The sequence below is a fragment of the Dyadobacter luticola genome (assembly GCF_005860805.1).
In the GTDB taxonomy this organism is placed as follows: domain Bacteria; phylum Bacteroidota; class Bacteroidia; order Cytophagales; family Spirosomataceae; genus Dyadobacter; species Dyadobacter luticola.
The window spans coordinates 403,512-422,949 of the sequence record NZ_VCEJ01000004.1 but is presented as its reverse complement, the minus strand read 5'-3'; the positions used below and the strand labels follow the sequence as shown (position 1 = coordinate 422,949).

General features: G+C 47.7%; 13 protein-coding genes. 8 read left to right on the top strand and 5 right to left on the bottom strand.

Translation table 11 applies throughout. The features are described from left to right. Positions 1–17: 17 nt before the first annotated feature. The 3 genes from FEN17_RS12480 to FEN17_RS12470 all read left to right on the top strand — a co-directional run bounded on the left by FEN17_RS12480 (position 18) and on the right by FEN17_RS12470 (position 5,905). On the top strand, positions 18–2,852 hold the full coding sequence (locus tag FEN17_RS12480) for a hypothetical protein (protein WP_138365690.1): 2,835 nt from the start codon (positions 18–20) through the stop codon (positions 2,850–2,852). A 33-nt stretch (positions 2,853–2,885) separates the two neighbouring features. Further along, on the top strand, positions 2,886–5,162 hold the full coding sequence (locus tag FEN17_RS12475; RefSeq protein WP_205748146.1) for a hypothetical protein: 2,277 nt from the start codon (positions 2,886–2,888) through the stop codon (positions 5,160–5,162). Between the two features lie 191 nt (positions 5,163–5,353). Continuing rightward, the gene (locus FEN17_RS12470) at positions 5,354–5,905 is read left to right on the top strand and encodes a DUF4142 domain-containing protein (protein ID WP_138365689.1); all 552 of its coding nucleotides are present in this window, start codon (positions 5,354–5,356) and stop codon (positions 5,903–5,905) included. A gap of 124 nt (positions 5,906–6,029) precedes the next feature. Here the strand turns inward: FEN17_RS12470 and FEN17_RS12465 are convergent, their stop codons facing one another. Together FEN17_RS12465 and FEN17_RS12460 are read right to left on the bottom strand one after the other, a co-directional pair. Then, a complete protein-coding gene (locus FEN17_RS12465) occupies positions 6,030–7,559 on the bottom strand; it encodes a PQQ-dependent sugar dehydrogenase (protein WP_171037911.1) in 1,530 nt (509 codons plus the stop codon). Then, entirely contained in the window at positions 7,549–7,785 is a 237-nt protein-coding gene (locus FEN17_RS12460) for a hypothetical protein (RefSeq protein ID WP_138365687.1), read from the bottom strand. Before FEN17_RS12460 ends, FEN17_RS12465 begins: the two co-directional genes overlap by 11 nt. A 199-nt stretch (positions 7,786–7,984) precedes the next feature. Between FEN17_RS12460 and FEN17_RS12455 the strand changes: the two genes are divergently transcribed. Together FEN17_RS12455 and FEN17_RS12450 are read left to right on the top strand one after the other, a co-directional pair. Beyond that, positions 7,985–11,866: a two-component regulator propeller domain-containing protein gene (locus FEN17_RS12455; RefSeq protein ID WP_138365686.1), complete on the top strand. Its 3,882-nt coding sequence runs from the start codon at positions 7,985–7,987 to the stop codon at positions 11,864–11,866. 289 nt (positions 11,867–12,155) lie between these two features. Next, positions 12,156–12,743, top strand: a complete 588-nt coding sequence (locus tag FEN17_RS12450; protein ID WP_138365685.1) for a hypothetical protein — start codon at positions 12,156–12,158, stop codon at positions 12,741–12,743. 48 nt (positions 12,744–12,791) lie between these two features. Here the strand turns inward: FEN17_RS12450 and FEN17_RS12445 are convergent, their stop codons facing one another. Next, complete coding sequence (locus tag FEN17_RS12445; RefSeq protein ID WP_171037910.1) at positions 12,792–13,562, bottom strand: T9SS type A sorting domain-containing protein; 771 nt, start codon at positions 13,560–13,562, stop codon at positions 12,792–12,794. A gap of 28 nt (positions 13,563–13,590) precedes the next feature. Continuing rightward, positions 13,591–14,148: a type VI secretion system tube protein Hcp gene (locus FEN17_RS12440; protein WP_138365683.1), complete on the bottom strand. Its 558-nt coding sequence runs from the start codon at positions 14,146–14,148 to the stop codon at positions 13,591–13,593. Positions 14,149–14,365: 217 nt separating this feature from the next. Between FEN17_RS12440 and FEN17_RS12435 the strand changes: the two genes are divergently transcribed. After that, positions 14,366–14,974, top strand: a complete 609-nt coding sequence (locus tag FEN17_RS12435; protein ID WP_138365682.1) for a gluconate 2-dehydrogenase subunit 3 family protein — start codon at positions 14,366–14,368, stop codon at positions 14,972–14,974. Positions 14,975–14,986: 12 nt separating this feature from the next. Next, entirely contained in the window at positions 14,987–16,702 is a 1,716-nt protein-coding gene (locus FEN17_RS12430) for a GMC oxidoreductase (RefSeq protein WP_138365681.1), read from the top strand. A 40-nt stretch (positions 16,703–16,742) separates the two neighbouring features. On the opposite strand, the gene FEN17_RS12425 is transcribed toward FEN17_RS12430, so the two are convergent. Next, on the bottom strand, positions 16,743–17,132 hold the full coding sequence (locus FEN17_RS12425; protein ID WP_138365680.1) for a hypothetical protein: 390 nt from the start codon (positions 17,130–17,132) through the stop codon (positions 16,743–16,745). Positions 17,133–17,218: 86 nt separating this feature from the next. Here FEN17_RS12425 and FEN17_RS12420 point away from each other — a divergent pair, with 86 nt between their 5' ends. Further along, the gene (locus FEN17_RS12420) at positions 17,219–19,432 is read left to right on the top strand and encodes a S41 family peptidase (RefSeq protein ID WP_138365679.1); all 2,214 of its coding nucleotides are present in this window, start codon (positions 17,219–17,221) and stop codon (positions 19,430–19,432) included. Positions 19,433–19,438 lie beyond the last annotated feature (6 nt).

Genomic DNA, 19,438 nt, shown 5'->3' with positions numbered 1-19,438 from the left:
TTATCAAGAATCGGTAAATGAGAAATAGTATCCGTGCCATTATAACATTTGTGATTGCCATGTATCATTTGGCAGGCACCCATGCACAGACCATTAATATTGACAACTTGCCTATTTACAATAAGCAAACATTGCGCAGCAAAACCGACTGGCTTATCACCGGCAATGCCCAGAAATCGGCTATGTACAAAACTCCGGAAGGGCACATGGTTTTGAGTAACGGGCTGGTGTCGCGAACATTCACGATTAACCCGAATGGTGCCACCATTGGACTGGACAACCTGATTACCAATGAAGCATTGGTTCGTGCGGTATCTCCCGAGGCGGTGATTTGGGTGAATGGACATGAGATCAACGTGGGCGGACTTACCGGTCAGCCTATTGGAAATTACTTGCTGCCCGAATGGATCTCCGGTATGAAAGCCGACCCGTATAGCCTGAAATTAATGTCTTATACTTCGTCGCCGATCAAAGAACGTTTCGAATGGAACCGCCATACTGAATGGTCGTCCCAGCAATTGCCCTGGCCGCCGAAAGGGATAGAAGTAGCATTCACTTACAAGGCCAACGAGGACGTAATCAGGAATTTCAAAGACCTGAAAGCACAGGATTCGAAAAGGGAAGTTTTGCTGAAAGATGATTTCATAAAGTTATCATCGGATTGGAATATTGTGTCGTCCCATACTTTGGCCAATGCGTTTAATAATGAAGGTAAGGCGGGAGAAATCCTCGCGCCGGCCAACGCGGTGGTTTTTGGAGAACGCGCGCTGCCACAGCAAACCAAAGTGATCATTTGCAAGCTCAATTCGGGAACGGATCAAAGTAGCGGATACGGTCCGGGCGTTGCATTGCAGTTTGAGGGTGACAAATCTTCTAAATTTCATCTGTCACCGGGTAACAAGCGTTTCCGCGTGTATCACGATGGTAAAAGCCAGGATTTTGAAGGTTTTGATACCGGCAAATCCTATTTTCTAAAAGTACTGCTGGCAGAAAAAAAGATGATCTGCTCGGTTTCTGAGGATGGAAAAACTTACCGGGTACTTACAGAGTTGCCGACCAGCACCTATCCGACACATATTCGGCTGGGGAAAACTGATCCGCGTGGGGGTAAAGTGAAAGGTAATGGTGTAGACGGGGCGGTGGGAAGAGGCAAAATAGAGCAATTACTTTTATTAGGTGGAAATCAAGGATCGGATGCCGATTTTGACTTTCTCGAAAGCCTGAAAGTGACGGTACACTATGAATTATATGACGGACTGCCCTTGATCAGCAAATGGTTGAGTGTGGCAAATGAAGGAAAATCAGAATTTATCGTCAACAATATAAAAAGCGAGCATCTGGCTGTAACCGAGGCGGAAAGTGCCGTGGAACACAAACAACGCTGGGAATTGCCGCCCATATTTGCCGAAAGCGACTTTGCATTTGGCTCTATGTCGCCAAATGCCGCGCAAAATGCCTGTGTGGAATGGAAGGTAGACTCGACTTATACGACGCAGGTCAACTATCTTTTGCAAACCCCCTCGCTGCTGGTATGTATGCCCAAAACCGGCATGGGACAGGAAGTTGCCGCCGGAGCTTCATTTGAAAGCATGCGGCTCTGGGAACTGATCTATGATAGCTACGACCGGGAACGCAGAGGCCTGAGTGAAAGAAAAATGTACCGAACAATATCGCCTTGGGTTACTGAAAATCCGGTGATCATGCATGTAAGCAGCGCCCAAGATCAGCCGGTGAAAGCGGCAATTGATCAATGTGCCGAAGTAGGTTTTGAAATGGTGATCATGACGTTCGGCAGCGGGTTTGATATCGAGAATACGTCGCCCGAAAACTTGCAGCGAATGAAGGCATTGAAGGATTATGCCAAATCGAAGGGTGTTGCGCTGGGCGGCTATTCGCTGCTGGCGAGCCGGGCCATTAACAAAGAAAATGATGTGGTAATGCCTGCTGGAAAGACGCCTGCATTCGGGAATTCTCCCTGTCTGGAAAGTGAATGGGGGAAGGAATATTTCAAGAAGCTATACAATTTTTACGAAACAACCGGGCATGATCTGCTCGAACATGACGGTTCCTATCCCGGCGATGTATGCGCCTCCACCACACATCCTGGCCACCGCGGGCTGGAAGATTCGCGCTGGAAGCAGTTCGGGGAAATTCAAAAGTTTTACCGCTGGTGTAGAAGCAGAGGCATTTACCTGAATGTACCGGACTGGTATTATTTGAACGGCAGTACCAAAGGCGCCATGGGCTACCGGGAAACCAACTGGTCATTGCCGCGTGAATTGCAGGAAATAATAGAGCGTCAAAACATTTATGATGGCACCTGGGAAAAAACGCCGTCGATGGGCTGGATGTTTGTTCCATTGGTCCAATATCACGGCGGGGGCGCAGCTGCAACCATTGAACCGCTTAAAGAGCACCTGCCGCATTACGAGCAGCGGCTGGCCAATTTATTTGGCGCAGGTGTGCAGGCGTGCTACCGCGGCCCGCAATTGTATGATGCCCCACAAACCAAAACAATGGTGAAAACTTGGGTTGATTTTTACAAAAAGCACAGAAGAATACTCGACTCGGACATCATCCACATCCGCAGGCCCGACGGCAGGGATTACGACGCGATCATGCACGTAGATCCGCATGGAAAAGAGAAGGGTTTGCTCATGATTTACAACCCGCTCGACCAGCCGATCACCAGGGAAATTGATATAGACCTTTACTATACGGGACTGCAAAGGCAGGTTAGTATTTCGGAAAATGAAGGGGCGGCTAAAAAAATGGCATTGAACGGTACTAAAATGACTTTGAAAGTCTCCATCCCGGCCAAAAGCCAGAAATGGTTTTTGCTGACACCTTAGTGCATTTACTTTTACCCACATTATCTCACCGACATGCGATTCTTGATACTTAAAACACTGGTTTTAAATGCATTAATTTTATTCTTCACTCCGTACTGCCATGCGCAGCATGACTTTGCTACTGACTATTTTAAAATCCATATCAACAATAAGGGATGGATTACAAGTATGAAGAATGTAACGGGAAAAACTGCTCAGCGGGAATTTAGCCCTGCTGACAAACCTTCGCCATTGCTTTCTCTTTACGATAGTAAAAAAGGGATATATTACCAGCCAACGAAGGCCACGTATAGTAAGTCAAAAAACACTTTTGCACTGCAATATCCCAATGGTTCGGTTGCCACTGTCGTATTGGTTTCTAACAAGAAGTATTTCAAGCTGACTTTGCAATCGCTTGGTCCCAAAAATGGTATCGACAACATTCAGTGGGGTGCCTATCATACCAATATCATCAACCTTTTTGGAGAAATTATCGGGGTTGCCCGCGATACCAGCGATGCTGTCAATTATGCGATTGGCATGCTGGCGCTGAACGATAATACTCTGGGCGGAACTTCTGAAACAATAGCCGACGCGGCGCCTTTTCAGTATATTATTCATAGTCCCGATAAAAAGCGCTTTCCGCTGCCCTCGCACCTGCAAGAAGGTCAGATTTTTCCCATTGGCGGAGACGGTATCAACGACGTCGCTTTCTACGCGCACAAAGAACCTTATTATCGGATTTTATATGGAAACGCAGCCCAGATCGATAGTCAGGGCAGAATCTCCATTGCGTACAGTTCGAGAGACCGGGCCCCGAAGCGGGAGGTTTACTTTTCGCTGATACCGAATATGGAAGTCAACAAACCAAATCACCTGGAAGTACAGCCGTTGCCTGGTATAGATTATAATGGCTCTTCGGTTGCGTTTTGGGGAAGTCCGGATAGTACGGCATTGCTGGATGTCGTGCAAAACATTGTGCTGTCGGAAGGCCTGCCTTATCCTACAATCAATGGAAAATGGGTAAAAGATCCGACCGCATTTGTTCCGGACGTCATCACTGTTGGTGGGGTGTATGATAGCATTGTACCCTATGCCCATCATTTAGGTTTTAAAGCAATCAGCTTATATGATCAGGGTTTCGTCAGGCCTGACCGAGCGAACGCGGGATATCTGGACGGAAAAAACTTTGAAAAGAAACCATTGAAAATGGCGTCCGGAGACAAATCGCATAAAGAATTTGCTGAAATCGCTGCCAAATCCGGATTGATCATTGGCCGCACGCCGATTACGACTGCGTTGGCTCCCGGAACACAGGATGCAAGCCCGGTTCCCGGTGTTAGTTTGTGTTATCAGCAAAAACGATTGCTCGTGAAGAGTATAGCGCCTGGCGATACGATTATTCTTGTCAATGATCCAAAAGATCTGGACGAAATCGCCAGCTGGGAAGGTCACGCCAAAAGCCTTAATATAATCAAGATCGGCAAGGAGCTGATTCATTATATGGGGGTTTCTGATTCAGCACCATTCCGGCTGCTCAATGTGAAACGTGGCTACTGGGAAACCACCGAAGGCAATCATGAAGCTGGGGATACAATCTACAAATTGCAGGTGACCATCAATTATGGCTACGACGGGCTCATTCCCAACATGCAATTGCAGGACAAAATAGCCGAATACTATGCCGACGTATGTAAGATCAATGGACTGGCATACTATGATTTTGACGGTCAGGAATTTTTGTTCAACAATGGTCACGGTTATTATTCCGTCAAACGGTTTTTCCATAAGATGTTTGAGCGGGCGAATAAGCTTGGTGTGCCGTATATCCGTTTCACTGGATCTACCTTGTCCGAAGGTTCCTGGCATTATCAAAGCATCTGGAATGTGGGCGGCGGTAAAAATCTTTATGACGTTGAAACCAGGGAATGGGGCAGTGCCACCAGCCAGGGCAAAGATCTGAGAGACGTCACGTATGCCAACTTCTTCCCATCCGGAATGGGCGCAAACTTCCCGATCAACGCAAAATCCACCGTCGCCGAATATGAGCACATTCAAGCAATTTCGGTAGGGATCGGCTCTACTTATAGTCTAAAACTTGATCAGAAAGAAGTCGAAAGCTGCCCACAAAAGGACGCCATTTTTAAAGCGATCCATACTTGGGAAAACGCCCGTGCTGCAAATGCCTTTCCCCGCTGGCTCAAAAAAGAACTTGCCGATCCTGTCAATCAATTCCATCTGGAAGAGCGCAGTGTTGATAGCTGGCAGCTGTATAAAACAGACTTTGATGGTAAAAATAGAAAGCCCTATTGTATGCTTAAACGAGATTAGAATTACATAAAAAGGGTTGATATTCTTATTCCTGTTAACCAACTTCTAAGGCACCAAAAAATTAAAAAAGGCCTGTAAATCAAAAGTTTACAGGCCTTTTTGTTTGCCAAAAAACCATATACGCGCCGCCGCACCCTCATGCCTGGCATACATTTTATAAAACAGGCCAGCCAAACTAAAAACCTGTTATTATGAAAAAGTTAAGTGTAATGTTAATGCTGTTGTGCAGTATGTCGGCGATGGTTGCGTGCAATGATGACGATGACGACCAGGACACGATGATCCCGGAAAGTGACCGCATGTTTGTAATGAATGCCGCCGATGGGGGGATGTTTGAGGTCAAAGCAGGCGAAATGGCCGTGGCAAAAGGTGACAGTTCCAAAACGGGTATGGTGATGGCGGGCGACTCGATGAGTGTCAAATCCTTCGGGCAAATGATGATCACGGACCATACCAAAGCGAATAACGAATTGAAAACACTCGCCGATAAGAAGGATGTGACCATTCCGACCACGCTCTCAGCTACCAAGCAAAAAATGCTCGATAGCCTTTCCGCAGCTTCGGGAACTGCGTTTAATATGATGTATACCAAAATGATGGTAAGCTCACATCAGGAAACCGTGTCTTTATTTGAGAAGGAATCGAGCTCAGGCCAGGATGCGGACCTCAAATCATGGGCTACCGCCACTCTACCGACGCTCAAACACCATTTGGAAATGGCCCAAATGATGCATAAACCCTGAGCTATTACTTAAATTGAATTACTTACATTTGAAAGCAAAAAGCCCGTGACATAACACGGGCTTTTTGCTTTATTAGTTCTATTAAATTTTTCCGGCAGTGCGGCAAGTAGCTGTCGGAGAACCATTATTCTTCATATGAGAATTCCAAAATCGCTCCCTCCTCTTCCGAACCTTTGGGATTTTCAGCCGACGGGCCTGACGTAACTGCGGAACTGTCTGTCACCAGGTAAATGCGGCGCCCGTCCGCGGAAACTGCGACGTCGCGGTAGCGAACCTTCTTGGAAAAATAGTCCGTTTCGCTCTCAATCTGCGTTCCGCCCTCTTTGAGTTTCAGACGCACAACTTTTCTACTTTTAAGAGAAGTAATTAACAGGGAGCCTTTCCAACCTGGTATGGCTTCCGAAGTATAAGCGGCAATGCCCGAAGGTGCCAGCGAAGGCCACTCGGGACTTTTTTTCCCTGCCCGGATTGTGTCCGCATAGGCATGTAACTCGCTGTTTTTGGTAGGAAAAAAGCTTTTAATTGGTGGCACGTAATTTTTTAGCAAGCCGGCATTCTGCTGTTCACTGACGATCAGCGGGTAGGTGCTGTTCCAGATTCCGGGGAGTGCTTCTTTATCAGTCACGCCGGCGCAAAGACCATTGTAGTTACCATCCGGATAGCCGATCACCAGCGGGTGACCGTAGTTACTGCCGCGTTTAATCACATTGATTTCATCGTCGGAAAACGGCCCGTGCTCAGAGGATATAAGCATTTTTTCACCATTCACCGGCATTTCGGCTAATCCCTGCGGGTTCCGATGGCCAAGGGTCCATACCGCATTACGTGACCGGCCGTTAAAAGGGTTATCGGCCGGAATCCATGCTTCCGGGGTCATTTTATCATTTTCCGGCTCCGTATTGAACCGCAGGATTTTGCCCTCGTACACAGAAATATCCTGTGCATGGTTTTTCCGCTCGGCATTCCTAAACTGCCCTGCACCCATATCGCCGACTGAATAGAACAGATAGTCCTTTCCGCCTACCTGTGAAATCAGCAACCTTCCTCCATTGTGATCATTACTGCCGGGAATGTTCTCACAAATGGTCTGCAAATTTTTCAGTTTACGGGCTTTCGGATCATATTGACAGCGGACAATTTTGGTTTTGAAATGAAAACCATGATCCTTCGGGTCCTGCCCATCGCCCTTCCGTTGTTTGCCCTCGAAATCGTACACAAACGCCAGATAAACAAAAGGTTTTCCGTTGAGTAGCTGCGGGTGCAGTGCCATGCCCATCAAACCACCCTGGGGGGACGGCTTTCCGCCATCAATGGAATCGTTAAGTGCGTCGTAGTCAGGAAAGCTTTTTTGGTCACTCAAATCCAGCAAAATTTCCTTTTTCCCACTACCCGGATCTATCTGCACAACGTGGTAAGCTTTGGATTCAGTAACCCACAACTGTTCGTCCGGCCCAAAAATAATTTCCCACGGCCCTGCAAGCCCTTTTGCAATCACCCGGTCTTTGAATTTTTCCTTACCTGGCCCCTGCGCCAACGCCGTCATGTGGAGTTGGAAAAGAATAAAAGCCGTGAAAAGCAGGGCACTTTTCACTTGGTTACGCAAGTCGCCAGCATGTTTCAAATGAATGTATCCGCAAAACCTGTTACTCTGCATTCGCCTCGTCATTAAAATCGTCGTTTCTGTTGCGCTCAACCCCATGCTGACCTGTGCCACCTTTGATCCGGTCACGCGCCTGTTGCTCGGTCAGATCTGCCTCATCCTGGTAATCATCCGTTTTTTCATCGTTGAAATTGTCGTTCGCATTTCTGCCTTTTGCGAGTGCCTTTGCAACTTCCGGGTCGCGCACTTCTTCATTTTGGTTTTCCAGATCCGAATTCATAAATGTTTGTAGTTAGTGAAGAACTTAATCGCGGCCAAATGTCAAAAAATGTGCCACGCCTGCAACCAGTGGCCACATCCAAACCTGCCATCTAACTAATTCGCTTAAAATTTCTGCAATCCTAACTCGTTGTGCCAGATTATACTTTGATGATTTTGAATACACCCTTATATTTATAGTATTATTACTACAATACTATATGAGATTAAACCTTTACTACATCCTCTTCCTTTTCCAATTTTCCTGCCTGCCTGTCTTTTCACAGACCGATCCTTTTCATTTCAAACACATTTCTGCTGAGACCGGGCTGGCAAATAATAATGTCAACTGCATATTTCAGGATCACCTCGGTTTCATCTGGATTGGCACAAATGGTGGGCTAAACCAGTACGATGGACACGATTTTAAGGTCTATCAAAATAAGGATTCGAACAAAAACAGTCTTACAAATAATCTGGTAACCAGCATTACAGAGGACAAAGCGGGGAACCTCTGGATCGCGACGAGCGGCGGCGGTCTTAACCGACTGGATCCGGCACGCAAGCATTTTAAAGCCTTTGTATCAGTAGCGACAAACAGGGGGACCATTTCCGGTAACTATATCAACAAAATCACATTCGACCGCCATGGCAAATTGTGGCTGGCAACTACCGGCGGACTTGATGAGTTTGATCCGGGCACTGGCCTGGCTATTGCCCATTTCAGGTCTGATCCGGGAAAGCCAGGCAGCCTGAGCGATGATAATGTTAACACCGTCTACTGCGACCAGCAGGACAATATCTGGGCCGGAACTTCCACCGGCCTGAACCTGCTGGACCGTAAACAAGCAGCATTCAGATTATTCAATTCGAATAAGAAATCGCCCGCATTTATTTCTGGAAACGATGTCAGGGCTATATTTCAAGATTCCCGTGGCAGGATATGGGTAGGCACAAACGGCAGTGGCCTCAATCTTTACGAGGCGGAAAAAGGGAGTTTCCGTTTATTCCAGCATCAGCCCAATGATGCGTCGAGCTTGTCCAATAACAATGTCACCAGCATCAATGAAAATGAAGGCGCGATATGGGTAGGGACAGAAAATGGCGGGCTGAATGTTCTCGACACCAAAAAATGGCGCTTCACAGCCTACGTGCACGATGAGGTAGATGTGACCAGCGTGGCGGGAAATTCGGTGGATTGTATTTTTAAAGATCGTCAGGATAACTTCTGGCTGGGCATTTACAGTGCAGGGGTCAGCATTTACAAATCGCACAACCATTTTGCACATTACCTGCACAGTTCGTCGCCAAACAGCCTTTCCAACAATTTTGTGATGTCTTTTAACGAAGACCTGCAAGGCAACTTATGGATCGGTACGGACGGTGGTGGACTCAACCGGCTGAACAGGGAATCGGGCCAGTTTACCACATTGAAACAGCAAACCGGGCGCTATGCTATTTCGGGAAACCATGTACTCAGCATTGTTTTGGAAAATGATCAGACACTCTGGCTCGGTACCTGGGGAAACGGCTTATGCCATTTCGACCCAAAAACGGGAAAACAGCAAACATTTAAAAAGCAACCCGGTGCCGCCGGCATTTATTCCAATGACATTTATGCGATTGCAAAAACTCGGGACGGCGCACTTTGGCTGAGCACTTACGGCGAAGGTATTGACAGATATGATCCTGCCACCGGCGTTTTCAAGCACTACCTCAGCGATCCGGCGAATAGCCAAACGCTTTCAGATAATACGGTCAGTTGTTTTTTAACTGATAAAAAAGGGAATTTATGGCTGGGGACAGACGACGGCAAGCTGAACCGGTACAACCAGGCGAGCGATTCCTTTACCCGCTTTCAGATACCCGGCTCCCAGGCGTTTTCCACTGCGGTAATCAACGCGATCATCGAAGACCGGAAAGGTATCTTGTGGATGGCCACATCCCGGGGCCTTTGCAGTTTTGATCCCCTGACCAGCAAAACAAAGAGATATACTGAGAGCGAGGGATTGATCAATGATGCTACCCAGGCCATCGTGGAGGACGATTCCGGAATGCTCTGGATCAGTACTGCAAACGGTATTTCAATGTTCAATCCTAAAACAGGTAGATTTCAAAATTATCCGGTAGAGTATGGGCTGCAGGCGAGAGAATTCAAGCAAAAAGCTGCGTTTAAGGACCGCCAGGGGAATCTTTATTTTGGAGGTGTAAACGGTTTCAACAGATTTAATCCACATTTTATCAAAAATGAGCACCGTACTTACCCGATCCTGATCACCAGTTTTACCATTTTCGACCGGCAAGACTTGGGTGATAAAAACAATGTAGCGCCCGACAGCACCAGCATTTCCGAAACGTCCCTCATGCGGCTGACTTACGACCAGTCTTTTATTTCTATCGGTTATTCTGCGCTTGATTTTGTTTCGGAAGGCAAGAATTATGCTTACATGCTCGATGGTTTTGATCACAACTGGAACTACGTCGGCAGCAAAAACACCGCCACTTACACGAATCTTCCGCCGGGTTCCTATACATTCAAAATCAAAGCGCAAAACGTTTCCGGTGAATGGGTGGCCGGCGGGCAAAACTTTCAAATTGTGGTGGCGCCACCGTTTTGGGCAACCTGGTGGTTCCGCCTGGGAGCAATTACTGCTTTTTGCTGTATTTTATATTTACTTTATAGTCAGCGAATTAAAGCGGTTGTACGCCAGAAAGAAAAGCTTGAAGAACTGGTGGAAGAGCGTACCATTACCACGCAGCAACAAGCACGGGAGCTTTATGTACAGTCCGAACATTTGCAGGCGCTGAACGAAGAGCTGCAGGCACAATCGGAGGAACTGCGGGCGCAAACCGATGAGCTTTACCAGCAGCACGAGCGGGCCCAGCTCGCCCGCGACGAAGCCGAGCAGGCCAACCGCGCCAAAAGCATATTCCTGGCAACCATGAGCCATGAAATCCGGACACCGATGAACGGGGTGATCGGGATGACTGCCCTGCTCTCGGAAACGGAACTCAGCCCCGAGCAACGCGACTACACGAATACCATCGCCAGCTGCGGCCAGACTTTGGTCAATGTGATCAACGACATTCTTGATTTCTCAAAAATCGAATCCGGCAAGATCGATTTGGAAGAGCATGAATTTGACCTGCGGCTCACAATTGATGAAATACTGGCACTATTTGCTCCCCAGTCGGCACACAAAAATATCGAGCTGTCCTGCGAGATCGACCCCCGCCTTCCGCACTACCTGCTCGGCGACAGCTCACGATTGAAACAAGTACTGGCAAACCTGATCAGCAATGCACTGAAATTCACAGAAAAAGGCAGCATTTCTGTTCGGGCCTACCCACGTGAAGAAGCGCGGGATGGCAAGATCACAGTCGGTTTTACGGTAACAGATACGGGGATCGGCATTCGGGAAGACAATCTGCAAAACCTATTTAAGGCTTTTTCGCAGCTCGATTCGTCGGTTAACCGGAAGTACGGCGGTACCGGCTTAGGCCTGGTAATTTGTGAGAGACTGGTCCGGCTGATGCAGGGAGGGATCACTGTGGAAAGCAAGGTTGGGAAAGGGTCATCATTTCATTTCCACATTGTAACCGGTTTCACAGAAAAAGTTTCGCCCAACCTGGCCGCGACCGTTGCGCCCAATCCCCAGGCGAAGCTGCTGGACAACGAGTTCGCCTCTCGCTTCCCTTTGCGCATTATGGTAGCGGAGGATAACCTCGTCAACCAGAAATTCATCGATTATGTGCTTGGAAAACTGGGCTATAAGAACATTACGATTGTAAATAACGGGACGCGGGCCGTAGAAGCACTTGCCCACCAGCCGTACCAGGTTATCCTGATGGACATTCAAATGCCGGAAATGGACGGTCTCGAAGCCACCCGGGTTATCCGCGAATCACGGGATCAGCAGCCATACATTATCGCATTAACCGCCAACGCCATGAGCGAAGACCGCCAGAGATGCATAACCGTCGGAATGAACGACTATATGTCAAAACCAGTAAAGCTCGAAGTGATTAAAGAGGTACTGGAAAAGGCCTTTTGCTGTCTGCAAACGGCGGTGGTTAGTGAGAGGACAGTCCAGCGTATGTAGGTAATATGAAACTCGCAGGAAGTTCGGTATCAGCCAATTTTCAAAGATCAAAAATCAAGTCTTTTTTATAAAAATCCCTGCTTAATATCCTAAGATACCCGCCTACCAGCCTCCAAAGACTTTCCGTATACCTTTTGTACACCTTACTGCACCGCCCTGTGCACCTTTTATACACCCTTTGAAATTGCATTACCCCTCGCCGGGCTGGTAAGTTTGTATCGTCGATTCAGGACACACATCTGGTCGGCGGATACATTCATTTTTTAACACTTATAAAAATTTCAAAGCCATGAAAAATCTAGTACTGAGTATTGCTTACCTCTTTTTATCATTTACATTATTCTGCTGCAACGATGCCAACAATCCGCAGCCGGTTTCGGCGCAAGGGGCTCAGGTTATGAGTGAAGCACAATCCGGGCCACTTACTTCGGCCATGCAGGTTAGTAATCCTATTACGGACCGACCGCGTCCGGGTTCGAAATTTGAGTGGCAGCTGGCAACGACCGCAACATTGCCTTACCTGAAAGGAATGAAACTGACAGCGCCGTTTGCCATCGTAGAGGAAGCGCAAGGTGACATTAGCTGGGGAAATTACGTGGGCTGCTACACCGAGCTGAAAGCCTGGACGATGCCTTTTGCCGAATTAGGGATCGTTGATGTGAAAACGATCACACCAGAATCCCTGAAAACATTGACCTATTATTTAGGAACAGTTTCTACGGCACCGGCAAATTCGACTTTTTGGAAAAATGAATTACCAAATGGAGCGGTGCTGGCTTACAAAGATGCGAAGGGTAAAATGACGCTTGTCAGAATCAAAGGCACATCTCCGCTGGTGATGGAAATTTACAAGGAACACTACTACACCATCTATTAAAAGAAAGAGGGTGCCTCAGTTAACTTTGAGACACCCTGCTTTTTAACATTAAGGAATAACCACAAAAGACGTTGTCGCCTGGCGATCAGCGCTTTTGATCTTGATACTGTATTTCCCCGGCGGGATATCCTGCAACTTTGGCCGGACGATCTGCTCCCCGGAATCGGTTTGCGGCGTCGGGTCTGAAAAAACAACGGCTCCCTGCACATTGTAAATCACCGTCGTAAATCGCTCGGTCGCTTTCAGACCGGTTATTTTAAAACCGATGTGTTTACTCTGCCCCGGATTTGGAAGTGCCGTCACCGTCAGCGCTGCGTCGCTTGCTTTAATGCTGATAATTGCGCTGTACTGGATCGTCCCGTCAAAATCCACTTGTTTGAGCCTGTAATAGGTATAAACCGGATAATCGTTAAAATCCTGTTGCTGATAACTATGGAGCGTCGCCGTGGAGCCGGCGCCTTTCACTTTGGCGACTGTAATGAAGCCGCGGCTCGGATTGAGCGTGCGCTCCACTTCAAAATAATCGTTATTGGTTTCCTCGCTGGTTTCCCAGGTTAGCGCAACATTTGCATCGTCAATCCTTTCCCCTTCAAACTTGATCAGCGTCACAGGCAAGCCACCCTGCTTACATACTACACCTGAGCAGTCACCTTCGTAAGGAACGCGGTCGTTCACCAACAAATTAGTGTAATAATCTGCCTGTGTCATAGCGAAAAGCGCATCGGCCGCTACCTTCTCGGGAGGGTCGGGCGCATTGTCTTGCGCCAGAACAGACTGGCAGCATGCAAAACAAACTGCGCAGTATAAGATGAATCTCATAAAATTCATTCGGTTGGCGGGTCGCTGATCAGTAGGTGTTGGTTGCAGTTTTCAGATTATACATGAAGGGCGAAGGATCGGCGGTCCACTCTCCGGTTTTGTCATTTTGTGAGTAGGTCGTAATCTTAATTGCTTCATAAGTCAGCTTGTAACTTTCTGCAATTTGTGTGCAACCCGATTCGCAGCCATTGGCAGCACTGGTTGCGTAACTCACAATAACTGGATTTCTAAGCTGGATTTTGTTGGTAACCACTCTGGTTCCATCACCGTGAGAAGCTGTTGTGGCTACGATTTCGACTTCATCAATCCGTGTGGGTTTCGTCATCGTGGCCAGTAATTTGTTTGAGGATAAGTCAGACAGTTTCGTGATTACCATCTCTTGAAAACTCACATTTCCAGGTTTTTGGCCAGCTCCGGCAGTCACAGAAAATTGCCTGCTGGAAATCTCTGTATAATCCTGAAAAGGACCAGCAAGACTTGCATCCCTGGTCAATTGGCCGGCTTTCATGTAATATTTTTGAGCAAAACTAACTTGTGTAAAAAAGCAAAACGCAAGCGTAACAAAAGGAAGCAAAAGTTTTTTCATTAATAGATTTGGTTAAGTTTATTTAAAAGTAATTCAAAAGCCCCGATTATTTCGGAACCTGTCGAAAAAGACGTAATATAAATTTGCCAAGAAATTTTAAAACGAGGTTAGACTTGATGACTGGTTCGCTTTGAGTTACAAAATGTCAATTCATTTGATATAAATAATAAATCACTACGTATACGCACCTGCTCCAACTTCACAGCCGAATTCATCCATGAACAGAAGAACTGCTATAACACACGTCGCGGCCCTGCTTGGCGGGGCATTTTCTGCGCCGACTTTGCTGGCCATGAAGCGCTGGGAAGACCGCGTGGCCCCGGAAAATTTTTCTGCGGAATTAACATTGACCGAAAACCAAAAATTGATCGTCGCCGAAGTGACTGAAATGATCATTCCCAAGACCGCTACACCCGGCGCGAAGGACGCGGGTGTTCCGGGTTTTATCGTGATGATGGTGCAGGATTGTTATAAAACGCCTGAGCACCGAAGCTTCGTGGAGGGACTTAATAATCTGGAAAAGAAGCAGTTCTTAACGATGAACCCGGAGCAAAAAACAGCGTTATTGACGCAGGTTGAGGCAGACGCTGTCGAAGAAATGAAGGCTTATCAGGTGCAGCAAACTAAAATGGGCGATAATGAAGACCGTGAACAAATGGCCGCCCAGGCAAAAGGCCTGCCTTACTGGCGACTGATGAAAGAGCTTACCATGCTGGGTTATTTTACGTCGGAGGAAGGCATCAAGTCATCTTTCGTATACGCGCCGGTTCCGGGAAAACTGGAAATGATCAAGATGCAGCCCAACCAAAAATCCTTCGCCTACTAGCTAACATTCACCATGAATTTGAATTTAAAATCGGATAAGACACATACATTCGACGCGATCGTGGTCGGCTCGGGGATGACGGGCGGCATGGCAGCCAAAGAATTGACAGAGAGAGGCTTGCAGGTATTAATGATCGAGCGCGGGCGGGAAGTGAAGCACATTGAAGATTACGATACCGCCATGAAAGGCCCGTGGGAATTTGAGCACCGCGGGAAAGTTTCGGTCCACTCGGCGGAAGAATATTGGGCAAACAGCCGGTTTGGGACATTGGCGAATGAAGAAACTGCTCCGTTTTTTACCGATGACAAAAAGAATCCATACATAGAAAAACGACCTTTTGACTGGATCAGGGCCTATCATACCGGTGGAAAATCGATGCACTGGGGCCGACAGTCGTACCGGATGAACAAGAAGGATTTTGAGGCAAATGCAAAAGAGGGCATCGCGATCGACTGGCCGATCCGGTACGAAGACCTGGAACCCTGGTACACGCATGTCGAAAAATTTGTAGGTATCAGCGGCCAGGCCGAGGGCTGGGACGTACTGCCCGACGGACATTATCTGCCCGCGATGCCGATGAGCGCGCCTGAACTTTATTTCAGGGAAACCATGATGAAAAAGCTGAACCGGCCGGTCACGATCGGACGCGTCGCTAACCTGACCAAGCCGCAGCCCTGGCATACCGAACTCGGCCGCGCATCGTGCCAATATCGTAGCAAATGTGCCCGTGGATGTCCTTATGGCGCTTATTACAGCTCATTATCGGGCTCCATACCTGCCGCAAGGAAGACCAATAAATTGACGGTTTTGCACGATACCATCGCCAGCGAGATCATTTACGACGAAAAAACGAAGAAGGCCAAAGGTGTCCGCGTGATCAACCAGAATACGATGGCGGTCGAAGAGTTTTTTGCCAAAATTGTTTTCCTGAATGCGGGCTCGATAAACTCGGCGGCACTTTTACTGAACTCAAAATCAACCCGTTTCCCGACCGGGCTCGGCAATGACAGCGACCAGGTCGGCCGCAACATTATGGACCATCATCTGGGCGTAGGCGCGAATGCGACGGTGGAAGGATTTGAGAATGATTACATTTTTGGTCAACGACCTAATGCGCTGTACATCCCGCGTTTCAGGAACTGGGGAACCGACAAAAAAGACTTTCTGCGCGGCTACGGATACCAGGGCGGCGCAAGCAAATCGGACTGGAAGCGGGGAATCACGATGAATGGTTTCGGGGCGAATTTTAAGGAAGATATGTCGCACCCGGGCGCGTGGACGATGGGTTTCGGAGGTTTTGGAGAAATCCTGCCGGATCCTGCAAACCGCATGTTTCTGGACAAAGAAAAGAAAGATAAATGGGGCATTCCCATGATCGTTTTCGACGCAGCTTTTGGCGAAAATGAGCTGGCGATGCGGAAAGATATGATGGCCTCGGCGGTCGAAATGCTGGATGCAGCTGGTTTCAAGAATGTTACCGGCTTCAACCGCACCGATACGCACCCCGGCCTGGGTATCCACGACATGGGCACGGCGCGCATGGGAAAAGATCCGAAAACATCGGTACTCAACAAATTCAACCAGGTGCACGAGTGCAAAAATGTCTTCGTAACCGACGGCACGGCGATGGTATCGTCTTCGTGCGTCAACCCGTCGATTACCTACATGGCGATGACGGCGCGGGCGGCCGACTATGCTGTTGCGGAGTTGAAGAAACAGAATTTATAATGTACCGGGAGGCTAACCGTATTTCGGTTGACTAAATAAGTCAGCGAAAAGGACCAAATGTCACTTCGCCATTCTGGTTCCTTTGATAAACGGCAATGCAGTTAGCCTCATATTTTTGATCAAAATGAGGCTCTGCGCCGGATAATTCAGCAGGTACAGGCTTGGCCGCATTAAAGAAATAAACCGTCGTAGTACCATACTTCGTGTAGGGCATCAGGTCACCATACTTCCTCATTTCACCCATCGCCGGCGCTTCCACAGAAACCGCATAAACCCGCGTAATCGGCCCGGTATTATTCTCATTCCGATAAACCGCCACTTCCTTGAAATCCCCTTTCAGGTCACTTGCTTTGGGCAGAGTTGCGGAATCGTAAATGATATAGCCGATAAGCAAAAGTGCGGCAAGGAAAAGGATGAGTTTTTTATTCATGTGTCAAAGGTAGTCTCTTCTTACCTTTTTTGATAGAGAGAATCCCCTGCGCCGGTGCTTTACTGGTTGAAACAACTCCCTGACAAATGTCTCGAAAACTACTACTCCACATCCTTTTTTTGATTTGTACTTCGGTGGCGGCGCAGCAAAATGCAGATTTTAATCTCGATTTTGAAAATGTAAAAACTCCGCAAAAGCTCCCTGCAAACTGGATGCAGTGGGGTACTGGCTACCAGGTAATTACCGATAGCTCGCACAAATTTGAGGGTGCGCGATCAGTGCTGATGAAGGCGCCGGAGGACATTAAGCCAGGTACATTCGGATGCGTAGCGAGCACACTGCCAGCCATTTATGAGGGTTCGGAAATAGAATTGAAAGGGTATTTGAAGTTTGAAAATGTCGTGGGAAGTGTGGGTTTAATGCTGCGGATTGACGGCAATTCGGGGCCTCTGCAATTCGAAAACATGCAAAGTCAGGGCATCCAAGGGACGCAGGATTGGACGCAGTACAGCATCAAACTCCCCTACTCTTCCAATGCAACCAAGATTCATGTCGGTGCATTGCTGGTTGGAAAAGGGGTGGTTTGGGTCGATCATTTTGAAATTTTCATCGACGGCAAGCCGCTTGCCCAGGCGCCTGGCCGAAAACCTGCCGCTGCCTTACTGGACAAAGAATTCGACGGAGGATCCGGCTTCACGATTTCCAAACTTTCTCCCACGCAAATCGATGACTTAACAAACCTGGGAATGCTCTGGGGATTTTTGAAATACCATCATCCAGCCGTGGCAAACGGTGATTACAACTGGGATTACGAGCTTTTCAGGATTTTGCCAAAAATTATGGCCAACATTTCCGCTACCGAAAAGCAGAGAATTATTCATCAGTGGATTACGAAACTGGGCCCGGTAAAAACTACTTCTAAACAATTTGATGAAAGTACAGCAGTGCTAAAACCACAACTGGATTGGCTTAAAAAAGCTGGCTTTGGAAAAGAGGTGGAAACGTTGCTCGACAGCATTCAGCACGCGTCCAGAAAGGATACCGGCTACTACATTGCCTTGCAGTCCGGCGTCGGCAACCCTGATTTTCAGAATGAGAATGCCTACGGCCAAATGTCTTACCAGGATGCAGGAATGCGGCTTTTGGGGTTGTTTCGCTACTGGAACATGATCGAATATTTTTTCCCGTATAAGCCTTTGATAAAGGAAGACTGGCACGCCGCGCTCCGTGAGTTTGTGCCAAAATTCGCGGAAGCCGGCGACGAAACTTCGTACAAATTGGCCACGCTGGAACTGATCACACGGGTGAAGGATACGCACGCAAATGTGTACAATCAAAGCCCATCTTTGGACAAATATTTTGGCAGCCGCTACTCCGCGGCGCAGCTTTCTTTTGTAGAGAACAAGCCAATAGTGACGGATTTTTTTAATGCTTCGCTCAGCAAGCAATCAGGGCTCGAAATTGGGGATGTGATTGAGGAAGTGAATGGTAAAAAACTGGGAGACATCATTAAAACCCAGCTGCGCTACACTCCTGGCTCCAATATGTCGACCAGGCTAAAAAATCTCGCACCCAATATGCTGCGTACCAATGATTCTCTGTTGACAATCCGCATCAAACGCGGGACTAAGACTATGAATTTAAAAGTGCCGGTTTACGGACAAGAGCAGGTCAACCTTTATGCGAATTATAACAAGAAAGACACCTGCTTCAAATTGCTCCAACCAGACATTGCCTATCTTTTTCCAGGTAAATACAAAAATAGTTATCTGCCAAAAATCCTGCCTGAAATCTCAAAAACAAAAGGTTTGATTATTGATATGCGGTGCTATCCTTCCGAATTCATGGTATTTACATTTGCACCTTATCTTTTGCCAGAAGCCCGTGCATTTGTAAAATTCACCACCGGGAGCGTCCAGAGTCCCGGACTTTTCACATTTACGCCGGTGCTGAGGACCGGGGCCAACAATCCCGACTATTATAAAGGTAAAGTGGTGCTGATCGTAAATGAAACCACATTAAGCCAGGCGGAATATACTTCTATGGCCTTCTCGACGGCGCCCAATATCACCATTATCGGAAGTACCACAGCCGCAGCCGACGGCAACGTGTCGCCCATCGTCCTGCCGGGCAACATCCGTACCGGTATCAGCGGAATCGGTGTATACTACCCCGACGGTCGGGAAACACAGCAAGTCGGAATTGTGCCGAATGTTGAAGTGAAACCGACAATAGCCGGCATTCAGGCCGGACGGGATGAGCTGCTGGAAAAAGCGGTGCAAATTCTTGGGGCTAAATAAATTAAC

What these genes read in the sequence shown, in the direction of transcription:
- FEN17_RS12480 (WP_138365690.1), top strand. Translation starts at nt 18, where the DNA reads ATGAGAAATAGTATCCGTGCCATTATAACATTTGTGATTGCCATGTAT.
- FEN17_RS12475 (WP_205748146.1), top strand. Translation starts at nt 2,886, where the DNA reads ATGCGATTCTTGATACTTAAAACACTGGTTTTAAATGCATTAATTTTA.
- FEN17_RS12470 (WP_138365689.1), top strand. Translation starts at nt 5,354, where the DNA reads ATGAAAAAGTTAAGTGTAATGTTAATGCTGTTGTGCAGTATGTCGGCG.
- FEN17_RS12465 (WP_171037911.1), bottom strand. Translation starts at nt 7,559, where the DNA reads ATGCAGAGTAACAGGTTTTGCGGATACATTCATTTGAAACATGCTGGC.
- FEN17_RS12460 (WP_138365687.1), bottom strand. Translation starts at nt 7,785, where the DNA reads ATGAATTCGGATCTGGAAAACCAAAATGAAGAAGTGCGCGACCCGGAA.
- FEN17_RS12455 (WP_138365686.1), top strand. Translation starts at nt 7,985, where the DNA reads ATGAGATTAAACCTTTACTACATCCTCTTCCTTTTCCAATTTTCCTGC.
- FEN17_RS12450 (WP_138365685.1), top strand. Translation starts at nt 12,156, where the DNA reads ATGAAAAATCTAGTACTGAGTATTGCTTACCTCTTTTTATCATTTACA.
- FEN17_RS12445 (WP_171037910.1), bottom strand. Translation starts at nt 13,562, where the DNA reads ATGAGATTCATCTTATACTGCGCAGTTTGTTTTGCATGCTGCCAGTCT.
- FEN17_RS12440 (WP_138365683.1), bottom strand. Translation starts at nt 14,148, where the DNA reads ATGAAAAAACTTTTGCTTCCTTTTGTTACGCTTGCGTTTTGCTTTTTT.
- FEN17_RS12435 (WP_138365682.1), top strand. Translation starts at nt 14,366, where the DNA reads ATGAACAGAAGAACTGCTATAACACACGTCGCGGCCCTGCTTGGCGGG.
- FEN17_RS12430 (WP_138365681.1), top strand. Translation starts at nt 14,987, where the DNA reads ATGAATTTGAATTTAAAATCGGATAAGACACATACATTCGACGCGATC.
- FEN17_RS12425 (WP_138365680.1), bottom strand. Translation starts at nt 17,132, where the DNA reads ATGAATAAAAAACTCATCCTTTTCCTTGCCGCACTTTTGCTTATCGGC.
- FEN17_RS12420 (WP_138365679.1), top strand. Translation starts at nt 17,219, where the DNA reads ATGTCTCGAAAACTACTACTCCACATCCTTTTTTTGATTTGTACTTCG.